This is a genomic window from Streptomyces sp. NPDC127595 (assembly GCF_042671685.1).
Lineage (GTDB): Bacteria > Actinomycetota > Actinomycetes > Streptomycetales > Streptomycetaceae > Streptomyces.
The window spans coordinates 36617-58260 of sequence record NZ_JBHXWK010000019.1; the positions used below are offsets into that span (position 1 = coordinate 36617).

The window sequence follows — 21644 nt, forward strand, 5'->3', positions numbered from 1 at the left end:
GAGGAGACTTATTGGTCCGATGGTCCGACCAAGTGCCCTCACCTTATGAACGGCCTGTGGGTGCGTCAGTAGCCGGGCGTGAACGTCATGGCGTTATTACCTGGATGCAACAAAGGCCGGTTGTCGCGGTGCTCCGGGAAATGTGGAGGTAACCGGACGGCCTCGGGCGGTGGGGTCCAGGAAATACGCGTGGCCGGCCGTAGAGGACATGCACGGACCGCGACGACGCCGGTGCGGTGTGGCGAAGGGGCACAGCGCGGGGCCGCGTCGGTGGCTGCTCGCTCGACGGTGGACGGTCGACCGTCATGGGGTCATGGACCTTCGGGGAACCGCGTGCCGCCGCCGTCCCCGGGGGCGCACGGATGATCGCCGGACGTCAGATGTCCTGTTCGGCCCAGATGATCTTGCCCGCAGCGGTGTAGCGGGTGCCCCAGCGTTGGGCGAGCTGCGCGACGAGGAACAGGCCGCGCCCGCCCTCGTCGGTCATAGCAGCACGCCGCATATGGGGTGATGTGCTGCTGGCGTCGGAGACTTCGCAGATCAGGCTCCGGGTACGAAGCAGACGCACCCGGATGGGGCCGGCCGCATGGCGGATGGCGTTGGTGACGAGCTCACTGAGAATCAACTCGGTGGAAAAGCCGAGGTCGTCCAGGCCCCATTCGGTCAGCGTGCGGGTGAGGGCGGATCGCATGGTGGAGACCATGGCGGGGTCGGAGGGGACATCCCAGGATGCGACCTGCTGGGCGTCCAGGGTGCGTGTGCGTACTACGAGCAGAGTGACGTCGTCACTCGACCGTGCGGGCAGCATGGTGTCCAGGACGGCCTCACACGTCTCCTCGGCGGGCCGGTCGGGGACGGTCAGGGCGCGACGCAGTATCTCGATGCCGGCGTCTATGTCACTCCGGTGCCCCTCCAGAAGGCCGTCGGTGTAGAACACCAGCTGGCTCCCCGCGGGCAGCTGCAGTTCGGCCGTCTCGAAGGGCAGTCCGCCCAAGCCAAGGGGCGGCCCTGGAGGCAGTTCCGGGAAGGTGGCGGTGCCGTCAGGGGCGACGACAGCCGGGAGTGGATGGCCGGCGCGGGCCATCGTGCAACAACCGGAGGTCGGGTCGTAGACGGCGTACAGGCAGGTGCTGCCGGTGATCCCCGGTCCTCCGCCCTCGGTCGGTCCCTCGCCGTCAAGACGGCTGACCAGGTCGTCGAGTTGGGCGAGGAGTTCGTCCGGGGGGAGATCCAGAGCGGAGAAGTTGTGGATCGCGGTGCGCAGCCGGCCCATGGTGGCGGCGGCCTGAATGCCGTGGCCGACCACATCGCCCACGACCAGGGCCACGCGGGCGCCGGACAGGGGGACGACGTCGAACCAGTCACCGCCGACTCCGGCTCGTGCGGGCAGGTAGCGGTAGGCAGCCTCCACGGCCTCATGATCGGGCAGACCGCGGGGGAGCAGGCTGCGCTGCAGCGCCTCGGCCATCGCGTGTTCGCGTGTGTAGCGGCGGGCGTTGTCCAGGCATACCGCGGCGTGAGCCACCAACTCCTCGGCGAGGGAGAGGTCGTCCCCCTCGAACGGGTCCAGTTTCCCCGAGCGGTAGAAGGTGACCAGGCCCAGGACGATTCCGGAGGCTCGGAGCGGAACCGTGATGAGGGAATGGATCCCGTGGTCGAGAAGAAGCCTCTCGCCGCGTACGGGATCCTGGGCCAACCAGCCGGGTGCGACGTTCAGGTCCGGTTCGAGCATCGACCGTCCGCTCGTGAGGCAGTGGGCCTGGGGCGTCCCGTCGGCGAACCTGAACACCTCGCCCACGGGGTAGAGAGGGCAGTTCTCCCACATCCCTTTGACCGCTATCCGGTGGACGTTCTCCGCGCGGTCGACGGGGTCCTCGCCGCGCAGGATCGAGTCGAGCAGATCGACCGTGACGTAGTCGGCGAGCCGCGGGACCGCCACCGTGGCGAGTTGCTCCGCAGTCAGTGACATGTCCAAGCTGGTGCCCATACGCAGGCCCGCGTCATGCAGGAGTTGCAGGCGCTGCCGAGTCCGGATGGCGATCTTCCCGACGGCTGGCTCGCCCACCAGGAGCAGTCGCTCCATGCCGACGGCCCCGGTGCCGCGCAGCAGGACGTGCTCGGGCTGCTCGATCGCCTCGGCGCCTTCGGGGTGCGGGTCCGTCGGGCCCGACGCGGGGAGCGGTGCCGTGGCGATCGACGGGGGTTCCGGGACCGGGTCCACGGGGAGAGGAGGCACGGTGACGATCCGGTCGGGTTCGTGGGGGAGGATCGCCTCAACGGCGGCACCGGCGACTCCGGAGGGTGTCACCAGCGGCCGGCACAGGAGCGTGACCACCTGGCCCTTGGAGATCGGGACCTCCGCGACACCCCAACTACCCACGGAGAACAGCTCTGTGGCCTTCTCCCTCAGGATCTGTTGATCGGCCCAGCCCAGCTCGCTGTCGGCCAGGGTGTCCGTTCCGGCAGGACTGAGGTGCCGGGACCCGGTGCTCGGCCGGGCGCCCTTTCTGGCCTGCATATACGCCCTGAGCAGAGCGCGCTCCCGCTCCGTGCTCCGCTCCATCAGCCGCCGCTCGATGGCGGTGGCCGCGTCGCGGACGACGGTCGCCATGCCCGGCTTCGCGTCGGTGCTCCAGCACGTGAGGTCCACAGCGCCCTCGATACGCCCGCTGATCGGATCGCGCACGGGAGCCGTGAAGCACGCGTACGGCTGGAGGCATTCTGCGTAGTGCTCAGCGCCCAGGACGACGTGGAGTCTGCGCTCGGCGAGCGCCGTGCCGATGGCGTTCGTGCCCGCGATGCGCTCCGAATACCGGAATCCCGGGGCGAACTGGATCTTGTCCAGATGCTTGGTGAACGAGTGGTCCCCGGTGTGGCGCTGGAGCAGCCGTCCCTCGTCGTCGGTGAGGACCACGCTCGCGTTGGAGCCCACGAGCGTCGAGGCAAGCCGGCCGAGCACCGGAACCGCCGCGTCCATCAGCCGCGTTCCCAGGTCGAGATCCGACACATACGGAAGCTCGAACCGGTCAGGCAGCAGCCCCAGAGCCTGGCAGCGCTGCCATGACCTCAGGATGGGTCCTCGCACGCCGCCGTCGAGGGGCTCCCCGGTGACGAACCGCTCATGGGTGCGTGCGCTCGGCTCGAAATGCCCGTCGTCCCAGAAGCCGATCATGCAGATCACCTTTTCGGTACAGGTGATTGCCCGCGCGGTTTCCCGCCATCTTGGCATTGTATTCCGATTGATATCGTTTTGGATTACTTTGCAGAAATAACTACAACTGCGGTGTGGGGTGCGCTCATTCGCGCGCCATCGATCTCGGCCGACCGTGGGGGTCGTCGGCCGGGTCGACCGGCAAAGCGCTCCGGACGGCCTGTGCGGAGCCGTTGCCGAGTCCGGCTCGGCCGACCGTCGCGTGCGGGGGGCGCGCCCTTGCCTGGGGTGGTTCGTCCCGTCTCCGGGTGCACCTGTCGGAAACGGCAGGGTTTCTGAGATGTTTCCGTTGAACCGTTGACTATGTTCGGTTCGGCACCTACTGTCCTCCTCAAGTCCTCTGACGTCTGAGGTGTGAGGAGCTGGGAATGGCTGAACGACGGGACCTTGTCGACACGGCGGCTGACGCGCTGATCCGCGACATCACCTCGGGCAAGTACCCCGCTGGTTCCACCCTTCCCAATGAGCAGGACCTCGCCGCTCTCCTGGGCGTGAGTCGACCGACCCTGCGCGGGGCCGTCAAAAGCCTCGTCAGCAAGTCGGTTGTCCAGGTGCACCACGGCAGGGGAATGTTCGTCAATCCGGTATCACAGTGGTCTGCGTTGGACCCGCAGCTGCTGGCCCACCGGGTCGGCTCCGACCCCTCGCTGCCCAAGCGCCTGATCGAGGCGCGACGGTTCATCGAGGCGGCCGCCTGCGAACTCGCGGCCACCCGGTGCTCGGAGGAGGATCTCGAGGATCTGGAAGCAAGCCTTTCCGACATGGTCGACGCGGCCAAGGCCGCGGATGTCGAGGGCTTCGTCCGGGCGGACCTCGCGTTCCACCAGATTGTGCTCAGCGCGTCACGCAACCCTTTCATCGCCGCGCTGTTCGATCCCATCAGTCAGCTGCTCCATGTCACGCGGACCCAGACCTCCTCCCACGCGGAGATCAGGGACCACGCGATCGAACAGCACCGGCTCGTCCTGGCGGCCTTGAGCAGTCGGGATCCCGAAGCCGCCCGGCTGGCCATGATCGGTCACATGAGCCAGACCGAAGACGACTTCGACCGCTACGTCGCTTCCGACGTCTGAGCGCCGATGGGCGACGCGACCGAGTAGCAGGCACCACCGCATATATCTGTACGGGCCATGGTTTCCCATCCCGAAGCCACCTCGCACGGACTTCTGAACACCGCTCCGTCCGCACCGGCATAGCCATGCCCGGCCCGGCACGTCGCCACGCGACGCCCCGGCCGGCGTGACGCCCGGTGGTGGACCGTGTCCACCCGGCCGTGCCGGGCGGCAAGCTCCCGCCGTCAGCGCGGGGGCCCATCTCTCCTTCTTTGCCCGCGCCGCCGGGGTGCCTTCCCCTGCTGTGCCTCCCCGTCCTCGAGCCGATCCGGCACGAGGGCCGATGTCCCACACCCGAAGGAGCCCTCGGTGTCCACCGGATCCTCGATTGCTGTGCTGCACACCAGCTTTGTCTTCGTCAACGTCGAACCAATGATCAACAACTACCTAGCGGAGCTGGCGCCCGACGCCAAGGTCATGCACTTCGTCGACAGCGACGTACTCGCGACCGTGATGCGCGACGGGTTCATCTCGCCCGCAAGCGCTCACCGCATGGTGCATCTGGCCCAGGCCGCGGAAGCCGCCGGCGCCGATGTCATTTTCTCCGCCTGCTCCTCACTGGGGCCCGCCATCGACGAGGCCCGGCGTGTGGTGTCCGTGCCGATCATCAAGATCGACGACGCCATGACCGCGGCAGCAATAGACGCCGGTGACGTCATCGGCGTGATGGCGACCGTCCCCACCACCCTGCCGCCCACCCGCGCGATGGTCGAGGAGAAGGCCCAGGCCGCGGGGCGCTCCATCTCCGTCGTTGAGCATCTATGCGAAGGCGCCTTCGGTGCGCTGATGTCCGGTGACCGCGACGGCCACGACGCCCTGGTCATCGAGGGGGCGCGCAAGCTCGCCACCCAGGCCGACGCGATCGTGCTGGCCCAGGCATCCATGGCGCGACTGGCCCCCGCCATCGCCGAAGCCGTCGGCAAGCCCGTGCTCTCCAGCCCGCGCAGCGGTGTGGAGAACGCGGTCCACGTGCTGAACGGGCGGTCGGCATGAGCCTGACCGTGCCTCACCACGAGGCCGCGCGGGGCAGGGCACGCCGCACCGACGTACTGGCCGGCGTGCCCGGGCCGGCCGCCGCCGGAACCTGGGACGCCGCCCTGCGGGAGGCGTTCGCGGGGGACGGTCGCCGGATCGTGGTCCTCGACGACGACCCCACCGGGACGCAAACCGTCCACGACGTTCCCGTGGTGACCCGGTGGAACGTGGAGGATCTGCGCTGGGCGCTGAACCGTGACAGCCGGGTGGCCTACGTCCTGACCAACACCCGCAGCCTGGACGAAGCCTCGGCCGCAGCCGTCAACGGCGAGGTCGTGACGAACCTGCTGGCGGCCGCGGAGGCCGAGGGCGTACCCGTGAGCGTGATCAGCCGCGGCGACTCGACGCTCCGGGGCCATTTCGCGGCCGAGACGTCCGCGATCATCGAGACGCTCGGCGCGAACGGGCAGCACGTCGACGGCGTGATCTTCTGCCCGGCGTACCTCGAGGCCGGCCGGGTGACCGCCGGGGACGAGCACTGGATCGTCGAGGGCGACTGGCTCAGGCCGGTGTCCGACTCGCACTACGCCACCGATGCGACGTTCTCCTTCTCCACCTCACACCTGCCCGACTACGTCGAGGAAGTGACCGGCGGGGGGATCAGGGCGCAGGACGTTCTCAGCATCGGTCTCGAGGACATCCGCTCCGGTGGCCCGGACCGGATCGCAGCCCTGCTGCGCGAGCTGAGCAACGGACGGGTCGCTGTGGTGAACGCCGTCGAGGCCACCGACCTGGAAGCGGTCCTCCTGGCGCTCCTTCAGGTGGAGGCGGAGGGACGGCACTTTCTCTATCGCACCGGCCCTTCGTTCGTCAGGGCCCGGGGCGGCATCAGCGAACGCCCCCCGGTGCGGGGGAAGGAGATCTATCCGAGCGGACCCCGTGAAGGGCACGGCCTGGTGGTGGTCGGTTCCCACGTGACCCTGACCACGCAGCAGGTCACGACGCTGCGGGACAGCGGCGAGGTGGAGCAGGTCGAACTGGACGTCCGCTCGCTGCTCGACCCGGCGGAGGCCGACCTCGCCGTCCGGACGGCCGTGCGACAGGTGGTCTCCGCGCTGGAGCGCAGGGACGTACTGCTGGTCACCAGCAGGGAGCTGGTCACCGGTGGTGACGGGCGGGAGAGCCTGGCCATCGCCCGGGCGGTCTCCGAGGCTCTGGTCACCACCGTCGGGCAGGTCGTCGGGATCAGGTCCCCGCGCTTCCTGCTCGCCAAGGGCGGCATCACGTCCAGCGACGTGTTCACGTACGGCCTGAGGAGCAGCCGGGCCAACGTGCTCGGCTCGCTGCTGCCGGGGATGGTCTCGGTCTGGCAGGCCGAGGACGGCATCGACGTCGGCCTTCCGTACGTGGTGTTCGCCGGGAACGTCGGGGACGGCGACGACCTGCTTGCCGCCGTCCGCATATTGAACGGAGACACCTCTTGCTGAGCGTCAACGCGGACGAACTCATCGCCGCGCGCAAAGAGCGCCGCGCGGTCGGCGCGTTCACCACCTACAACATGGAGACGACGATCGCGCTGTGCCGGGCCGCCGAGGCGGCCGGCAGCCCCGCCGTTCTCCAGCTGGGAGCGGGTGCCTTCCGCCACGTCGACCTCGGGGTGCTCACCCGGCTGGCCGTCGACGTGGCGGGCGCGTCGAGTGCCTCCCTGGGCGTCCACCTCGACCACAGCCGCGACCTTGCGGAGGTCCGGGCATGCCTGGACCTGGGGTGCTCGTCGGTCATGATCGACGGATCCCACCTTCCCTTCGAGGAGAACATCGAGCTCACCAGGGCCGCCGTGACCGCCGGGCACAAGGCCGGGGTGTGGGTGGAGGGCGAGCTGGGCGCCATCCCCGGCGAGGAAGACCGCTCGGTGTCCGCCCAACCCGAGGCGCTGTTCACCGACCCCGCTCAGGCGGCGCAGTTCGTGGAGCGCACCGGAGTGGACGCGTTGGCGGTACAGATCGGCAACGTGCACGGCTTCAGCGCCGACGGCGGCCGGCTCGACCTCGACCTGCTGGCCGACATCGCGGCGGTCGTCCCGGTCCCGCTCGTCCTGCACGGTGCCTCGGGTGTCGAGGACGACGTGCTGCGCGCGGCGGTCCACAGCGGCGTCGCCAAGATCAATGTCAACGCGGAGCTGCGGCGGGCGTGCTTCGGCGCCCTCGACGAGACCCTCGCCCCTGCCCGGGAGGACGGCTACCACCTGCAGCGCGTACTGAACGCGGCGCGGGACTCCGTCGCGGCGGCAGCCGAGGACCGCATCCGGCTGTTCGCCGGGCTGCCACGAGGAGGGCAGGAAACATGACCAGTGCCGCCACCGAAGACATCCGCACGGGCCGCGCCGCCACAGTTCCCGCGCCCGACCACGCGCTCCAGCAGGGCTACCTGGCAGAACACGTGAGCAAGGCGTTCTCGGGCGTCACCGTTCTCGACGACCTTTCGCTCGCGTTCCGTCCGGGCGAGGTGCACACCCTCATGGGTGAGAACGGCGCGGGCAAGTCGACTCTGCTGAAGATCCTCTCAGGCATCTACCGGGCCGACTCCGGGCAGTTCAGCATGGACGGCGCCTCCGTTCCGCTGGGAAGCCCGCGCGCTGCGCTGGAACAGGGCGTCTACCTGGTCCCGCAGGAACCCTCGCTGCTGCCGCATCTGTCCGTCGCCGAGAACCTCTACCTCGGCAACAGTCCGAAGCGCGGTCGCGGGCTGCGGCTCCTGGACTGGACGCGGATGTGGCGGGGGGCCGAGGAGATCCTTCCCCTGGTCGGTCTGTCCGTGGACGTCAGGACCCCGGTCGGCGCCCTCACCATCGCCCAGCAGCAGCTCCTCGAATGCGCCCGTGCGCTGGTACGCAAGTCCCGGGTGATCTTCTTCGACGAGCCCACCTCCCCGCTGACCAGCCACGAGGTCGAGCGACTCTTCGAGGTCATCGGTGACCTGAAGCGACAGGGCTATGTGCTCGGCTTCATCAGCCACCGCATGGACGAGGTGCTCGAGATCAGCGACCGCATCTCCGTGCTGCGCGACGGTCATCTGGTCGGCAGCGTCGAAGGCCCCGGGGCCGATCCGGCGGACCTCGTGCACAAGATGGTCGGCCGAGCCATCGATCTCGGCCGCCGCAAGGAGATCAGCCACGCCACCGACCAGACGGTCATCGAGGTCTCCGGGCTGAGCAGCCCCCCGGCGTTCTCCGACGTCTCGTTCACGGTCCGGCGCGGCGAGGTGCTCGGATTCGCAGGCCTGGTGGGCAGCGGACGCACCGAGATCGCCGAGACCATGGTCAACCTCAGGGGCCGTACGAGCGGCACCGTGACCATCGACGGCACGCCCTTGTCCTCCCTGCCGCTGAACCAGATCATCGACGCAGGGTTGGTCTACCTGCCGGAGGACCGGGCCAAGAACGGCGCCTTCCTGGACATGACGGTCACCCAGAACGTCTCGGCGAGCGTCGTCAACCGCCTCCGCTCTTCGAAGTTCGGGCTGCTCGACCTCGGTCGCGAGCGGCGCGAAACGGCCGAGATGGCGCAGCGGCTGAAGGTGCGCGCGGCCTCGCTCGACCTGCCCATCCGCTCGCTGTCCGGCGGAAACCAGCAGCGTTGCCTGTTCGGCAAAGCGCTCCTGACCTCCCCGAAGGCCGCCGTCTTCGACGAGCCCACCCGCGGTGTCGACGCCGGCGCCAAGGAAGACCTCTACGAAGTCATAGACAGCCTTGCCCAAGAGGGGCTGGCAGTCGTGGTCATCTCCTCCGAGCTGGAGGAACTGGTCCGGCTCTGCGACCGCGTCCTGGCCGTCTACGAAGGCCGGATCCGCGGAGAGCTGACGGGCCAGGAGATCTCCATGGCGAACATCGGCCGACTCATCCTCGGATCCGCCGAGCCCGAAGCCTGATCCGCAGCACGGCACAGCACAACTCCTCGCACCCGCAGCGCAGCTCACCTCCCCGTACAGCAGCGCGCCCCACTCCCCGTACCCCAGCCCACCCGCGCCAGGAGCGCTCATGCAAGCAACAGCAACGCATCTCTCACCAGCGGCCCCGCCGCTGCGCAGGCAGTCTGTCCGGGTCATCCTGCGCAACCGCTCGGCGCAGCTCGTCGTGGCGCTCCTCGTCATCAGTGCCCTCGTCGGGTCCTTCCACCCCGGGTTCCTCACCCGCGGCAACATCGAGTTCATCATGCTGAACTCGGTCGTCCTCGGACTGATCGCGCTGGGCCAGACGTTCGTGATCATCAGCCGGGGCATCGACCTGTCGGTGGCACCCATCATGGGGCTCACCGCGGTGGTCACCGGTCTGATGGCGACGCGCAACGGACTCGGTCTGGGGGCAGCCGTCCTGCTCGCCCTGGCGATCGGACTCGTACTCGGGGCCGTCAACGGTTTCCTGGTCAGCGTGGTCCGCATTCCGCCGATCATCGTCACCCTCGGCACTCTCGGCCTCTTCGGCGGCTTCCAGTTCCTCTACACGAACGGCGACCAGGTCACGAGCGTGCCCGCGTCCTACGACGCGTTCGGCAACAACCCCCTCGTACCCGGCCTGCCCCGGCCAGTGCTGCTCCTCGGCGTCCTCACCGTGGTGTGCTGGGCCGTCCTGCGCTACACGGTCTTCGGGCGCAACGTCTTCGCGGTGGGCAACAACGAACCCGCGGCGAGGGCGGTCGGCATCCCCGTCCGGCTCACGGTGTTCAGCACCTACCTCGTCAGCGGTCTGCTGGCCGGTCTCGCGGGGCTGGTCTACATCGCGCACACCGCCGCGGCGACCGCCACCACCGGCACCGCGGAGAGCATGCAGTTGCAGTCCATCGCGGCGGTCCTGATCGGCGGAACCATGATCAGCGGAGGTCGCGGCGGCGTGCTGGGCGGTGTGCTCGGCAGCCTGTTCCTCTCCCTGGTGCTCACCGCCCTCGTCTTCTCCGGCGTGCCGGCCATCTGGAACACCGCAGGCCAGGGCGCCCTCATCCTGATCGCCGTCCTGCTCGACGCTCGACTCTCCCGCCCGGCCGGCGGCGTGGAAGGAAGCACATCATGACCGACCTGTCCGTCGCCCCCAAGCCTCCGGCGGCCACTCAAGGCACCAGTCACCGGCGAACCGTCCGCGCCAGAGGCCTGATCAGCAGGTTCGGTGGCTGGGAATCCAGTCTCCTGGTGCTGTTCGTGGTGGAGTTGGTCTACTTCTCCGTCAGCTCGCCGGACTTCTTCAACGGCGGCAGCGGGCTGCTCTCCCTGTCCCAGCAGTTCGTCACGACCGGCATCGTCGCCCTCGGCCTCGCGCCGGTGGTGCTCAGCGGAGGCATCGACCTGTCGGTCGGCTCCACCGCGAGCCTCTCCGGCGTGGTGATGGCGGCACTGTGGAAGGGCGGCACGAACATCTGGCTCGCCGCGCTCGGCGGTCTGCTGGTGGCCCTGTTGGTGGGCCTGGCCAACGGTCTGCTCGTGGTACGGGGCCGGCTGGAACCCCTCATCGGTACCCTTGCCGTCGGGTTCATCGCGACGAGCATCTCCACCGGGGTCGCCGGCAACTCCCCGCCGTACGGTTTCCCCACGTCCTTCACCACGCTGGGCACCGGCACGATCGGCCAGGTCCCGATTCAGCTGATCATCTTCGCGGTGCTGGCCGTCGTGGTCCTCCTGCTCATGACCCGCACCGAGTTCGGTCGGTCCATCACCATGATCGGACACAGCGCGAGCGCGGCCCGGTACTCAGGAATCAAGGTCAACACCCAGCTGGTACGGGCCTACATGTTCTCCTCGCTGATGGCCGGCGTGGCCGGACTGATGCTCGGAGCGTTCTACAGCGCGGTCCGGGCCGACCTGGGCGACAGCCTGCTGCTGCCCGCGCTCACCATGATCGTCCTGGGTGGCGTGGACATCTTCGGCGGCAGGGGCCGGGCGATCGGCGTCATCGTGGCCGTCTTCGCCCTCGGCTACCTCACTCAGGGCCTGCTCATCTCCGGCTACTCCCAGCTCACCAGCAACATGGTCATCAGCGTGGTCATGCTGGCCGCCATCGCGGTGAAGATGTTCGTCGGCTCGGCCGAGGGCAGTCCCGCCGAGCGCCTGCGAAACCGCCTCCGAATGGTGCGTGGCACCACTCCGCACCCGGTCGCGCCGGGCAAGGCCCCGCACTAAGTCCCCTTTCGTCCGGTCCGTCTCCCCGGCGACGGCCGGCTCGGTACAGCGCCGTACACACCCCCAGAAAGGCAGAACCGTCATGTCCCGCATCCTCTCCCGCACCAGATGGGCGGCCATCGCGGCGGCCTCGGCCGCCACCATGCTCATCACCACCGCCTGTGGCAGCACCGGCGCCGGTACCGCGTCCCCCGGCGGCCAGCTCAAGGTCGCCATGGTCCCCAAGCTCGTGGGCCTGGCCGTGTTCAAGGCCAACCAGCAGGGCGCGGAGAAGGCCGCGGCCGAGCTCAACATCAAGTTCAACTACACCGGGCCGGTCGACGCCTCGGCGCAGGGACAGGTGCAGGTCTTCAACAGCCTCATCGCCCAGAGGTACAACGTGATCACCACGACGGCCAACAACCCGTCGGTGCTGGCACCCACCCTGGTGCAGGCCCGGAAGCAGGGCATCAAGGTGATCTCGTACGACTCCGACGTGCTGCCCGAGGCCCGGGACTTCTTCGTCCAGAACACCGACCTGCCCGCCATGGGCAAGGCACTGGTGGACTGTGTCGCCAAGCCGGCCGGTTCGCAGGCCGAGATAGCGATCCTGTCCTCCACCCCGGACGCGACCATCCAGAACCAGTGGATCAAGGCCGTCAAGGACAATCTCTCGGCGAACCACCCCGGCATCAAGATCGTCACGACGCAGTACGGACAGTCCAGCCCGTCCCATTCGCTCACCGCCGCCCAGAACATCCTCCAGGCCTACCCGAACGTCAAGGCCATCATCGCGCCCGACGGTGCCGCCGAGGCCGCCGCGGCCGAAGCGGTCCAGAAGCTCGGCAAGGCCGGCAAGGTCTTCGTGACCGGAACGTCGGACCCCGCGTCCATCCGTCAGTACGTGAAGTCGGGCGTCATCCCCTGCTCGCCGTTGTGGGACGAGACCAAGGAGGGCGAGCTGGTCATGCATGTCGCACGACTCGCCTACGACAACAAGATCGGCCCGAACAGCACGTTCACGGCGGGCGACCTCGGCTCTTTCACCGCGAAGGACGGTGTCATCACCTTCTCCGAGCCGCTGATCTTCACCAAGAACAACATCGACGACTACCAGTGGTGACCCACCCGGTAGCCCCACCGGCCGGTGAGACTCCCCGGTTCCCGGCCCAGGACAAGGAGGTCGCATGACGAAGGTCGGATGGCTGGGACTCGGTGCCATGGGCCTGCCGATGGCACGCCGGCTCCACACCTCCGGAGCCGCCGCGGTCACCGCCTTCGACCGGGCGCCCGGCGCCAGGGCCCGGGCCGGGGCGGACGGCATCACCGTTGCCGTCTCCCCGGCGCAGGCTGCCAAGGGCGCCGACCTGATCATGGTCATGGTCCGTGACGCGGCCCAGGCCGAGCAGGCACTGTTCCCCGAAGACGGTACGGATCCCGTGCCGGCGCCGGGGTCCACCGTGGTGGTGATGAGCACCATCGGACCAGACGCGGTGCGAAGTCTGGCCGCCGCACTGGCCGAGCGGGAGGTGGCCGTCGTCGACGCTCCGGTGAGCGGCGGCGTGGCGCGGGCCCTCACCGGGGACCTCGTCATCATGGCCGGCGCCCCGGACGACGCGTTCGACCGCTGCCGACCGGTTCTCGACGCCCTGGGCAGCACTGTCGCCCACGTCGGCCGTGGCGCAGGGGACGGACAGTCGGTGAAGCTGGTCAACCAGCTGCTGTGCGGAGTGCACATCGCCGCCGCGGCGGAGGCGCTCGCCTACGCCGAGTCACTCGGACTGGACTCCACCGCTGTGTGGCAGACCATCCGGGGCGGTGCCGCGGGGTCCTTCATGCTCGACGACCGTGGCCAACGCATGCTGCGGCGGGACTACGACCCGGTGCGCAGCTCGCTGTCCCTCTTCGTCAAGGACCTGGGGCTGGTCGTGGAACAGGCCCAACGGAGCCGTGTCCCGGTGCCGTTGGCCTCCGCGGCCGCCCAGCTGTTCACCATGGGCATCGGAGAGGGCCTCGTCGACGCCGACGACTCCAGCCTCATCGAACTCTTCCGACGCTGGAACACCAACCGGGCCGAGGGCCGACCCCAACCCCCGGGTGCAACAACCACTCCCTGAAAGACCTGCAACACCCCCTGAGAGACCGCCCGCCGCCCTGTCCGGTACACGTCCGGGCCAGGTACCTCGGCGGAACCGAGAGAAAGAATGAGAGAAAGCACCATGCGAATCCTCGTAACCGGAGCCCTGGGCAAGGTCGGGCGCGCCACCACGGAGGCCCTGGTCCAGGCCGGGCACCAGGTGACCGCGTCCGACCTGGCCCGCCCGGACTTCGACCGCCCCGCCCCCGGCACGCCGGACTACCAGATGGCCGACCTGACCAACTCCGGCGACGCGTATGCGCTGGTGCGCGGTCATGACGTCGTGGTCCATGTGGCGGCCATCCCCGAGCCCACTCACAACCCGTCGCACGTGGTCTTCCAGAACAACCTGATGGCCACGTTCAACGTGCTCGAGGCGGCCGTCCGGTTCGGAGTGAAGCGCTTCGTCAACATCTCCTCGGAGACCGTTCCCGGCTTCTTCTTCCCGGAGCGGCCCTTCCTGCCGGACTACGCGCCGGTGGACGAGGAGCACCCGGCCCGCCCGCAGGACCCGTACGCGTTGTCCAAGCTCTTCTCGGAGCAGCTGATGGACGCGGCGGTCCAGCGCTCGGACATCCGCGCCATCTCGATCCGGCCGAGCTGGGTCCAGCACAAGGGGAACTACGCGCGCAACCTCGGACCGCAGGTGCGTGACGCGTCGGTGCTCAGCCCGAACCTCTGGAGCTACATCGACGCGTACGACCTCGCGGACGCGATCGTCCTCGCGGCCGAATCCGACCTGCCCGGCCACGAGGTCTTCTACATCGCCTCGCCCGACAACGTCGGCGGCCGTGACTTCGCGGAGATCCTCCGCAAGTACTACGGCGACCGGATCGAGCTCCGTGACCTGGCACGGGCAGACGCCTCCGGCATCTCCTCGGCCAAGGCGCAGCGCCTGCTCGGCTGGCAGCCGAAGCGTTCCTGGCGTGACTACCTCGACGAGGACGGCAACGAGCTCGTCGAGGCCTGACCGGACCGGGCGCCAACGGCCCGGTCTCCCACGACTTCCCCGCGCGCCGGCCGGGCACCTCCGACGTCCTGCACCCGTAGGAGATGCTCGCGAGCAGCGTGCCGGCGAAGAAGGGTGAGGGTGGGCTGCCTGACCCGGTCGGTCCTCACCTGGCCGTGCCCCGGTCCTTTCGCGGACCGGGGCACGGCTCTGTCACGCCCGGGACAGCGGACGCGCAGCGGCCACCGTGGGAACGGCGATCCCGGACCTGAGCCGGATCCCGGTCCTCGGCTGCGCACCCACGGCCGCACGCTGTACCAATCACGGTGGGCGATCCTCACCGGCTCGCGGAGGCGATCACGGTTGGTGATCGGCCGTCGCCGCGTTAGCCCGGAACCGGCGAGAGGAAGGCCAAGCCGCTGCTCGCGCCGGCGTCCGATCGTGGGCGTCTGACCGGAGAGGTTCATCCCGCGGGCGAGTGCGAGCACCGCGGCGGACGGGTCAGATCGTCGTGATCCCGAAGCTCTTGAGCTTGCGGTACAGCGATGAGCGCGCGATACCGAGTGCGGTGGCAGCCTGGACGCGGTTGCCGTTGGCATCGTGGAGCGCCTTGATGATGGCGTCGCGTTCGACGGCCTCCATACCGGTGAGCTGGCGCCGCGCCGCGTCGTGGCAGTAGCCGGGCAGGTCCTGCGGCTGGATCTCTCCGACGGGCCGCTTGAGCAGCGCCGCGGACAAGGCCTCCTCGAGCTGCTTGATGTTGTGGGGCCAGGAGTACTGGCAGATCACCCGCAGGGCCGCCGGGCTGACCCGGGTGTCGCGCTTCGCCGCGATCTTGTCGAGCACCTGGGCGACCAGGCCGGGGATGTCCTCGGTGCGGTGGCGCAGTGCCGGTACCGTCGCGGCCTGCTGGAAGTGCACCAGAAGGTCGTGGAACGGCAGGTCGGAGTCGATGTTGGCATCGGACAGCGTGGCGGCGACGAAGGCCGGACGGTCGCTGTCGGCCACGGCGAGCAGGAAGGTGTTGAGCCGCTCGACGCCCTCCGTCGACAACTGGTCGATGTTGCGGAAGATGTACAGCGTCGGAATGGCCGTCGCCTCCAGGGCGACCTCCGCATCGGTATAGCTCGAGCGCGAGATGTTCACCGCGTCGAAGAGCAGGCTGCGCCCGCCGGGATTGACCCGGTGATAGATCTCGGCGACGAGCGAGAACTTGCCGGTGCCGGTCTCTCCCATGACCAGCAGCGCCTCGTGGCGGGACAGCGACGACCCGATGTCCTTGCAGGCCCGCTGCCACAGCGGGGAGCGGCCACTGCCGCTCAGCGTCGAAGGGGTGAGCAGTTGCGACAGGCTCAGGGTCGCTCCGCTGTCCCCGGTCAGCGCGGGAAGCTCGGTCTGGGAGGCGGGAGGAACGGGTCCGTCGGGAAGGCCGTCCGCGATCAGCGCGACCTCGACGACCATGCCCACCACGTCGTGCCCCGCGCTGATGCGGGTGCCGCGGACCCGGATGATCTTTCCGGTGCTCAGTTGCAGCTGGTCCACGGCGCGGTCCCGGCGGCTCATGAGGTGCCGGGCGTGGTCCTGGACGGTCTGCTGTTCCGCGGGCGTGAGCAGGACATGGGCGAAGGCGTTGGCCATCGTCACCGTTCCGCCGAGTGCTATGACGGCGCCCCGCGACCGTGCGTCGACGCGCACGAACGTCTCGAAGAGCGCCTGCTGGTTGTGGGTGCGGTCGATCAGCAGATTGCGCTCGATCTCGTGGGCGGCGGCCCTGACCAGCGAGTGCATCAGCGGATTCGAGTGCTCGGTAAGGCAGCTGATGTCCAGGACGCCCTCGATACGGCCGCTGAACGGATCGCGTACCGGCGTCCCGGAGCAGGCGAACGGCTGCAGGCGCTCGTGGAAGTGTTCCGGACCGACGATCTGGATCGGCTGCCCGGACTCGAAGACCGTGCCGACGCCGTTCGTCCCCACGCCACCCTCGGCGTACTCGAAGCCGGGGGCGAACGAGACCTTGTCCAGCATCAGCCCGATGGTCCGGGCGGTGTCGACGCGGGTCAGTACCCGGGCTTTCCCATCGGTGAGGGCGATGCTGAGCGGAATGTCCGCGGTCTCCTCGCTCAGCCGGTCGATGATCGGCTGTGAGCAGCGGACCAGTCGGCTCTGCACGTCCAGGTCATGGTGGAAGGCCGCCTGAGCGGTGGTTGCGTCCACGCCAGCCGTGCGGGAGCGCCGCCAGGACGCGGCCACGACATCGGTGACACTGCCCTCGACAGCTGATCCGGAGGTCAGGAAGCCGGTGCGAGCGGCGGCGATGGCGACGCGACGGTCGACGGTGTCCATCTGGCATCCCTTCCGATGGGATTCCTCGATCTTCTCGACCGGGACCCTTCCAGGGAAGAGCCGTGACCAGAACGGAGCTGTCGCAAGTGTCCGAATGTGGGACACGCCGTCTTTTGGCGGAGAGAGCACATTTGTCGCCAGGTCTCCTGGGAGCCGCCCACCGGAGACCTGCACCACCGACATCCCTCGGACAGCCGTAAGGGAATCCTCTCATGCCACGTCTGATCAACATCGACAACGGTGGAACGCTCACCGACATCTGTGTGTGGGACGGTCAGGACTTCACGTACACCAAGACGCTGACCACACCGTTCGACCTGTCCAAATGCCTTTTCGACGGCATCACCAAAGCGTCCGAGGCCGTCCACGGTGTCGCCGACATCGAGGCTCTGCTGCACAGCACACGGCACATCCGGTACTCGACCACTCAGGGAACCAACGCGCTGGTGGAGCGCAAGGGCCCGCCCATCGGACTCATCACCGACGACCCGGCGGTCGTCGCGGAGCTGCGGTCGACACCGAGTGAGGCCAGTCTCTTCGACGACCTCGTTGCCGGCCGGGTCGCCACCATCGACCCACGCGCCGACGAGGAATCCCTCGCTTTCGACCTCGTGCAACGGGTCAACAAGCTGACGACCGACGGCGCGGCACGCATCGTCGTTGCGGTCGGTGCCGCAGATGGCCAGGACGAACGCCTGCTGCGCAGCATCCTGCTGCGCAGGTTCCCCCGGCACCTGCTGGGCTCGGTGCCGATTCTCTACTCCTGGGAGCTCACCGCGGACAGGGTGCGCGCGCGCCGGATCTGGTCCGGCGTGATCAACGCCTTCCTGCATCCGACGATGGAACGCTTCCTCTACAACACCGAGGACAGGCTCAGGTCGCACCGCGTCCAGAACCCGCTGCTCATCTACCGCAACGACGGAGCCTCCTCCCGGGTGGCCAAGTCGGTGGCGCTCAAGACGTACTCCTCGGGCCCGCGCGGCGGACTCGAGGGGACCCGCGCCCTGGCCAAGGCGTACGGCCTCCACCATGTTCTGATGCTCGACGTCGGGGGGACGACCACCGACGTCGGGTCCGTCAAGGACTCGCGGATCGCGGTCGAGCGCCGCGGTTCGGTCAAGGGCGTGCCGATCTCGTTCCCCATGAGCGATGTCCGCTCGAGCGGTGTGGGCGGCAGCTCGGTGATCACCGTCCGGGACGGCCGCATCACGGTCGGGCCGGAGAGCGTCGGTGCCGCGCCAGGGCCGGCCTGCTTCGGCTTCGGCGGCAGGAGCGCCACCATCACCGACGTCAACCTGCTGCTCGGTGTCCTGGACCCCACGACCTACCTGGACGGCGGGTTCAGCCTTGACGCGGAGCGTTCGAAGGCGGTCATCACCGCGACGGTCGCCGAACCGCTGGGCGTGAGCCTCGCCGAGGCGCTGCTCCTGATGGAGTCGGCGTACCTCGCCACCGTGGCGAACGCCTTCGCCGACGTGATCGAGGACGCCGCGGACACGACGATCGCGGCCTTCGGCGGAGCCGGCCCGATGAGCGCCTGCGGCGCCGCACGTCTCAGCGGCGTCAGGACGGTGCTTGTTCCGAAACTCGCGGCGGTCTTCTCCGCGTTCGGCATCAGCTTCTCCGACATCGGGCAGAGCTACGAGGCCGGACTCCCGCAGTCGTCGGCCGCGGACGCCGCCGCGGTGCACGACACGCTTTTGGAGCGTGCCGAGCGCGACATGTTCCAGGAAGGGCATGAGCTGGCCTCGTGCGACCTGGAGTGGAGTGTCGTCGTGGAGGAGCAGGACGGCGCGCTCGTCTCCGAAAGGCCGTACGAGTACGGCGACGACCCGGCCGTCGGCGGCGCACTGCACGGTTCGCTCAGGCTCACGGTCACCGCCCCGCTGCCCCACGTCGAACTCCCCGGCAACGAGGCACTCGCACCCCGCCCGGCTGTGGCCTCGGGTCGCCGACGGGTCCGTTCGAGCGTGGATCAGGTGGACGACGTGCCCGTCTACTCGCTCGTGGAACAGCAGCCCGGCGCCACCGCCACGGGACCCGCCCTCGTGGAGGGTCCCTTCTTCACCGCCCGCGTCCTCAAGGGCTGGCAGCTCCACGTCACCGCCGGGGGCGACCTGCTGCTCACCGACACCCGCTGACCGCGGAACGCCCAGCTCACGAAAGGACGGATCACCATGCGCGTACCCATGACCGAGTACCTGCTCATCGACCTGGACACCGAACGCTGGGGGTGCAGGGTCTGCGACCACGACCTCGGCGACGCCCGCGGCAACTACAAGGAGGGGACGCTGGTCTACGACCGTGATCCCCGCGAGATCCACCAGCCGATCATCGACCCGGAGCGTTACGAGTTCACCTTCTCCCCGGATCCGTCGTACTGCCGCATCCTCGAGTTCTACTGCCCCGGCTGCGCCACCCAGCTGGAGACCGAGTACGTGCCTCCGGGCCACCCGCCGACCGTCGACATGCTCTGGGACATCGACGCGCTCCGCGCCCAGTGGCAGGAGCGCGGCACCGACCCGATGACGGCCGTCGTGTACGGCCCGGGTGAGGACGTCCAGCGGCACACCCACTCCGTCGATGCCCACTGACCTCTCACCCGGAAGGGAGACCGACACATGAAGCGCATCTCCGTCGACATCGGCGGCACATTCACCGACTGCTTCTTCGTCTGGGACGAGACGTACATCGAGGCCAAGGCACTGACCACCCATCACAACCTGGCGCTCGGTTTCAACGAGGCCCTGGACCTGGCCTGTTCGCGGGCCGGCCTGGACCGCGATCAGGTCCTCTCCGAGGTCGACTCGGTCCGCTATGCCACCACGCTCGGCACCAACGCGCTCATCGAACGCAAGGGTCCCAAGGTCGGCGCCATCGTGACGCACGGCTTCGAGGACACCATCCCCCTCTCCCGGGGGCGCGGCTACGGCGAGGGCCTGGACCCCTCGATGCAGCAGAACCTGCCGGCCGCCGAGCGTCCGGAACCGCTCGTCCCGCGGCAGCTCATCCGCTCGGTCAAGGAGCGCGTCAACTCCGCGGGCAAGGTCGTCGTCCCCCTCCACGAGAGGGACGTGCGCACCATGGTGCGCGAACTCGTGGACGCCGGTGCCGAGGCGCTCGTCGTCTCGCTCACCAACGCCACCGAGAACCCCGACCACGAGCTGCGGATCCAGGAGATCATCCTCGAGGAGTACCCTCCGCACGAACTGGGCGCCATCCCCGTCCTGTTGGGACACCAGGTCTCCGGCCGCAAGGGCGAGTACGTACGCGCCACGTCCACCATCGTGGACGGCTTCCTGCACGAGATCATGTTCCACGCCCTGAGCCAGCTCGCGAACAACCTGCGTGAATCCGGCTACGACAAGCCGATGCTGGTCATCCACAACTCCGGTGGCATGGCGCAGATGAACTCCACCGACGCCCTCCAGACCATTCACTCCGGCCCTATCGCCGGCGTCGGCGCCGCCGAGCACCTGTCCGGCGAGACCGGTATCGGCCACGTCATCTCCACCGACATGGGCGGCACCTCCTTCGACATCGGTCTGGTCCCCGAAGGCGGCGTCAAGCACTACGACTTCCAGCCCACGATCGACCGCTGGCTGGTGTCGGTCCCGATGATCCACCTGCTGACCCTAGGGGCCGGGGGCGGTTCCATCGCCTCCTACGACCGGATCCACAAGGGCGTCAAGCTCGGCCCCGAGTCGGCCGGCTCCGATCCCGGGCCGGCCTGCTACGACCGCGGAGGTCTGCGCGCCACAGTCACCGACGCCGACCTGCTGCTCGGTTACCTCGACCCGGACAACTACGCCAACGGGTTCATCAAGCTCAACCCCAAGCGGTCCGTCTTCGCCATCGAGGAGACGCTCTGTGACGAGCTCGACATGGACGTCATCCAGGTGGCCAAGGCGATCAAGCGCGGCGTCGACGAGCAGATGGCCATAGGCATCGCCAAGGAGCTTCGGGTACGGGGCTATCTCCCCGAGGACTTCACGATGCTCGCCTACGGCGGCAACGGTCCACTGCACGCCTGCGGGATCGCCGACCACGCCGGGATCAGGAAGATCCTCGCGCCGCCCTTCGCCTCGGTGTTCTCTGCCCTGGGCGCCGGCAACATGAAGCAACTGCACATCCACGAGCGCGGCGCGCACGTGGTGATGTACAACGCCACCACGCGGGCCCTGTACGACCGGTACGACGAGTTCAACACCATCGTCGAGCAACTGGAGGCGAAAGGCCGGGAGGACCTGGTGCGCCAGGGCTTCGATCCGGCGGATGTGCGCTACCGGCTCGAGATGGACATGCGCTACGGCAACCAACTCGTCACGACCGCCGTGGTGTTCGACATCAGCCGGATCCATGGAGTCGGTGACGTCCTGCGGATGATCAGGACCTTCTCCGAGATCTACGGCCAGCGCTACGGCGAGGGCTCCGAGGCACCCGAGGCCGGAATCCGCGTCCAGACCATCCGCGTCGCCTCATTCGTCGACGGCGACGTCGTGAAGTTCGACTCCCTGGAGTACGCGGGGGAGCGCACGGTACCGACCGCCGTCAGCCACCGCGACGTGCACTACGCCGGCGAGGCGGGACCTGTCAGAACGCCGATCTACGACTCCGCGACGCTGACGCACCGCCACCTCATCCCCGGCCCGGCCATCGTCACCACCGAGAACACCACCTACCTCGTCGAGCCCGGCTGGCGCCTGGAACCCACACCTCAGGGTGCCGTGTGGTTCCTGCGTGACTGAGCCTCGCCACAGACTTCAAGGAGTAGCG

At 68.6% G+C, this 21644-nt stretch carries 15 protein-coding genes; 13 read left to right on the forward strand and 2 right to left on the reverse strand.

The genetic code is table 11. The annotated features are described in order from the left end of the window. Positions 1–376: 376 nt before the first annotated feature. Positions 377–3172: a SpoIIE family protein phosphatase gene (locus ACFVKT_RS38265; RefSeq protein ID WP_385740936.1), complete on the reverse strand. Its 2796-nt coding sequence runs from the start codon at positions 3170–3172 to the stop codon at positions 377–379. A 407-nt stretch (positions 3173–3579) separates the two neighbouring features. Between ACFVKT_RS38265 and ACFVKT_RS38270 the strand changes: the two genes are divergently transcribed. The 10 genes from ACFVKT_RS38270 to ACFVKT_RS38315 all read left to right on the forward strand — a co-directional run bounded on the left by ACFVKT_RS38270 (position 3580) and on the right by ACFVKT_RS38315 (position 14546). After that, entirely contained in the window at positions 3580–4284 is a 705-nt protein-coding gene (locus ACFVKT_RS38270) for a FadR/GntR family transcriptional regulator (RefSeq protein ID WP_385740939.1), read from the forward strand. A 348-nt stretch (positions 4285–4632) separates the two neighbouring features. Further along, positions 4633–5316 carry an aspartate/glutamate racemase family protein gene (locus ACFVKT_RS38275; protein WP_385740941.1) on the forward strand — a complete coding sequence of 228 codons (684 nt, stop codon included), beginning with the start codon at positions 4633–4635 and terminating at the stop codon, positions 5314–5316. Next, complete coding sequence (locus tag ACFVKT_RS38280) at positions 5313–6785, forward strand: four-carbon acid sugar kinase family protein (RefSeq protein WP_385740944.1); 1473 nt, start codon at positions 5313–5315, stop codon at positions 6783–6785. Before ACFVKT_RS38275 ends, ACFVKT_RS38280 begins: the two co-directional genes overlap by 4 nt. Further along, a complete protein-coding gene (locus tag ACFVKT_RS38285) occupies positions 6779–7645 on the forward strand; it encodes a class II fructose-bisphosphate aldolase (RefSeq protein WP_385740947.1) in 867 nt (288 codons plus the stop codon). The genes ACFVKT_RS38280 and ACFVKT_RS38285 overlap by 7 nt, the downstream gene beginning before the upstream one ends. Then, on the forward strand, positions 7642–9225 hold the full coding sequence (locus ACFVKT_RS38290; RefSeq protein ID WP_385740950.1) for a sugar ABC transporter ATP-binding protein: 1584 nt from the start codon (positions 7642–7644) through the stop codon (positions 9223–9225). Before ACFVKT_RS38285 ends, ACFVKT_RS38290 begins: the two co-directional genes overlap by 4 nt. Before the next feature lie 109 nt (positions 9226–9334). Next, a complete protein-coding gene (locus tag ACFVKT_RS38295; RefSeq protein WP_385740953.1) occupies positions 9335–10360 on the forward strand; it encodes an ABC transporter permease in 1026 nt (341 codons plus the stop codon). Beyond that, positions 10357–11460 carry an ABC transporter permease gene (locus ACFVKT_RS38300; protein ID WP_385740956.1) on the forward strand — a complete coding sequence of 368 codons (1104 nt, stop codon included), beginning with the start codon at positions 10357–10359 and terminating at the stop codon, positions 11458–11460. Before ACFVKT_RS38295 ends, ACFVKT_RS38300 begins: the two co-directional genes overlap by 4 nt. A gap of 82 nt (positions 11461–11542) precedes the next feature. Beyond that, on the forward strand, positions 11543–12562 hold the full coding sequence (locus tag ACFVKT_RS38305) for a substrate-binding domain-containing protein (protein WP_385740959.1): 1020 nt from the start codon (positions 11543–11545) through the stop codon (positions 12560–12562). A gap of 64 nt (positions 12563–12626) precedes the next feature. After that, on the forward strand, positions 12627–13556 hold the full coding sequence (locus ACFVKT_RS38310; protein ID WP_385740962.1) for an NAD(P)-dependent oxidoreductase: 930 nt from the start codon (positions 12627–12629) through the stop codon (positions 13554–13556). Positions 13557–13658: 102 nt separating this feature from the next. Beyond that, complete coding sequence (locus tag ACFVKT_RS38315) at positions 13659–14546, forward strand: NAD-dependent epimerase/dehydratase family protein (protein WP_385740965.1); 888 nt, start codon at positions 13659–13661, stop codon at positions 14544–14546. 480 nt (positions 14547–15026) lie between these two features. Here ACFVKT_RS38315 and ACFVKT_RS38320 read toward each other — a convergent pair whose 3' ends face one another. Further along, positions 15027–16868 (reverse strand): sigma-54-dependent Fis family transcriptional regulator, encoded by a 1842-nt coding sequence (locus tag ACFVKT_RS38320; RefSeq protein ID WP_385740967.1) that lies wholly within the window; start codon positions 16866–16868, stop codon positions 15027–15029. Between the two features lie 212 nt (positions 16869–17080). Between ACFVKT_RS38320 and ACFVKT_RS38325 the strand changes: the two genes are divergently transcribed. From ACFVKT_RS38325 to ACFVKT_RS38335, 3 genes are read left to right on the forward strand one after another with little or no spacing between them, the layout of a single operon-like run. Continuing rightward, a complete protein-coding gene (locus ACFVKT_RS38325) occupies positions 17081–19009 on the forward strand; it encodes a hydantoinase/oxoprolinase family protein (RefSeq protein WP_385740970.1) in 1929 nt (642 codons plus the stop codon). A gap of 36 nt (positions 19010–19045) precedes the next feature. Further along, positions 19046–19462, forward strand: a complete 417-nt coding sequence (locus ACFVKT_RS38330; RefSeq protein WP_385740973.1) for an acetone carboxylase subunit gamma — start codon at positions 19046–19048, stop codon at positions 19460–19462. A 27-nt stretch (positions 19463–19489) separates the two neighbouring features. Continuing rightward, positions 19490–21616, forward strand: coding sequence for a hydantoinase/oxoprolinase family protein (locus ACFVKT_RS38335; RefSeq protein ID WP_385740976.1), 2127 nt, complete (start codon positions 19490–19492; stop codon positions 21614–21616). Positions 21617–21644: the final 28 nt, after the last annotated feature.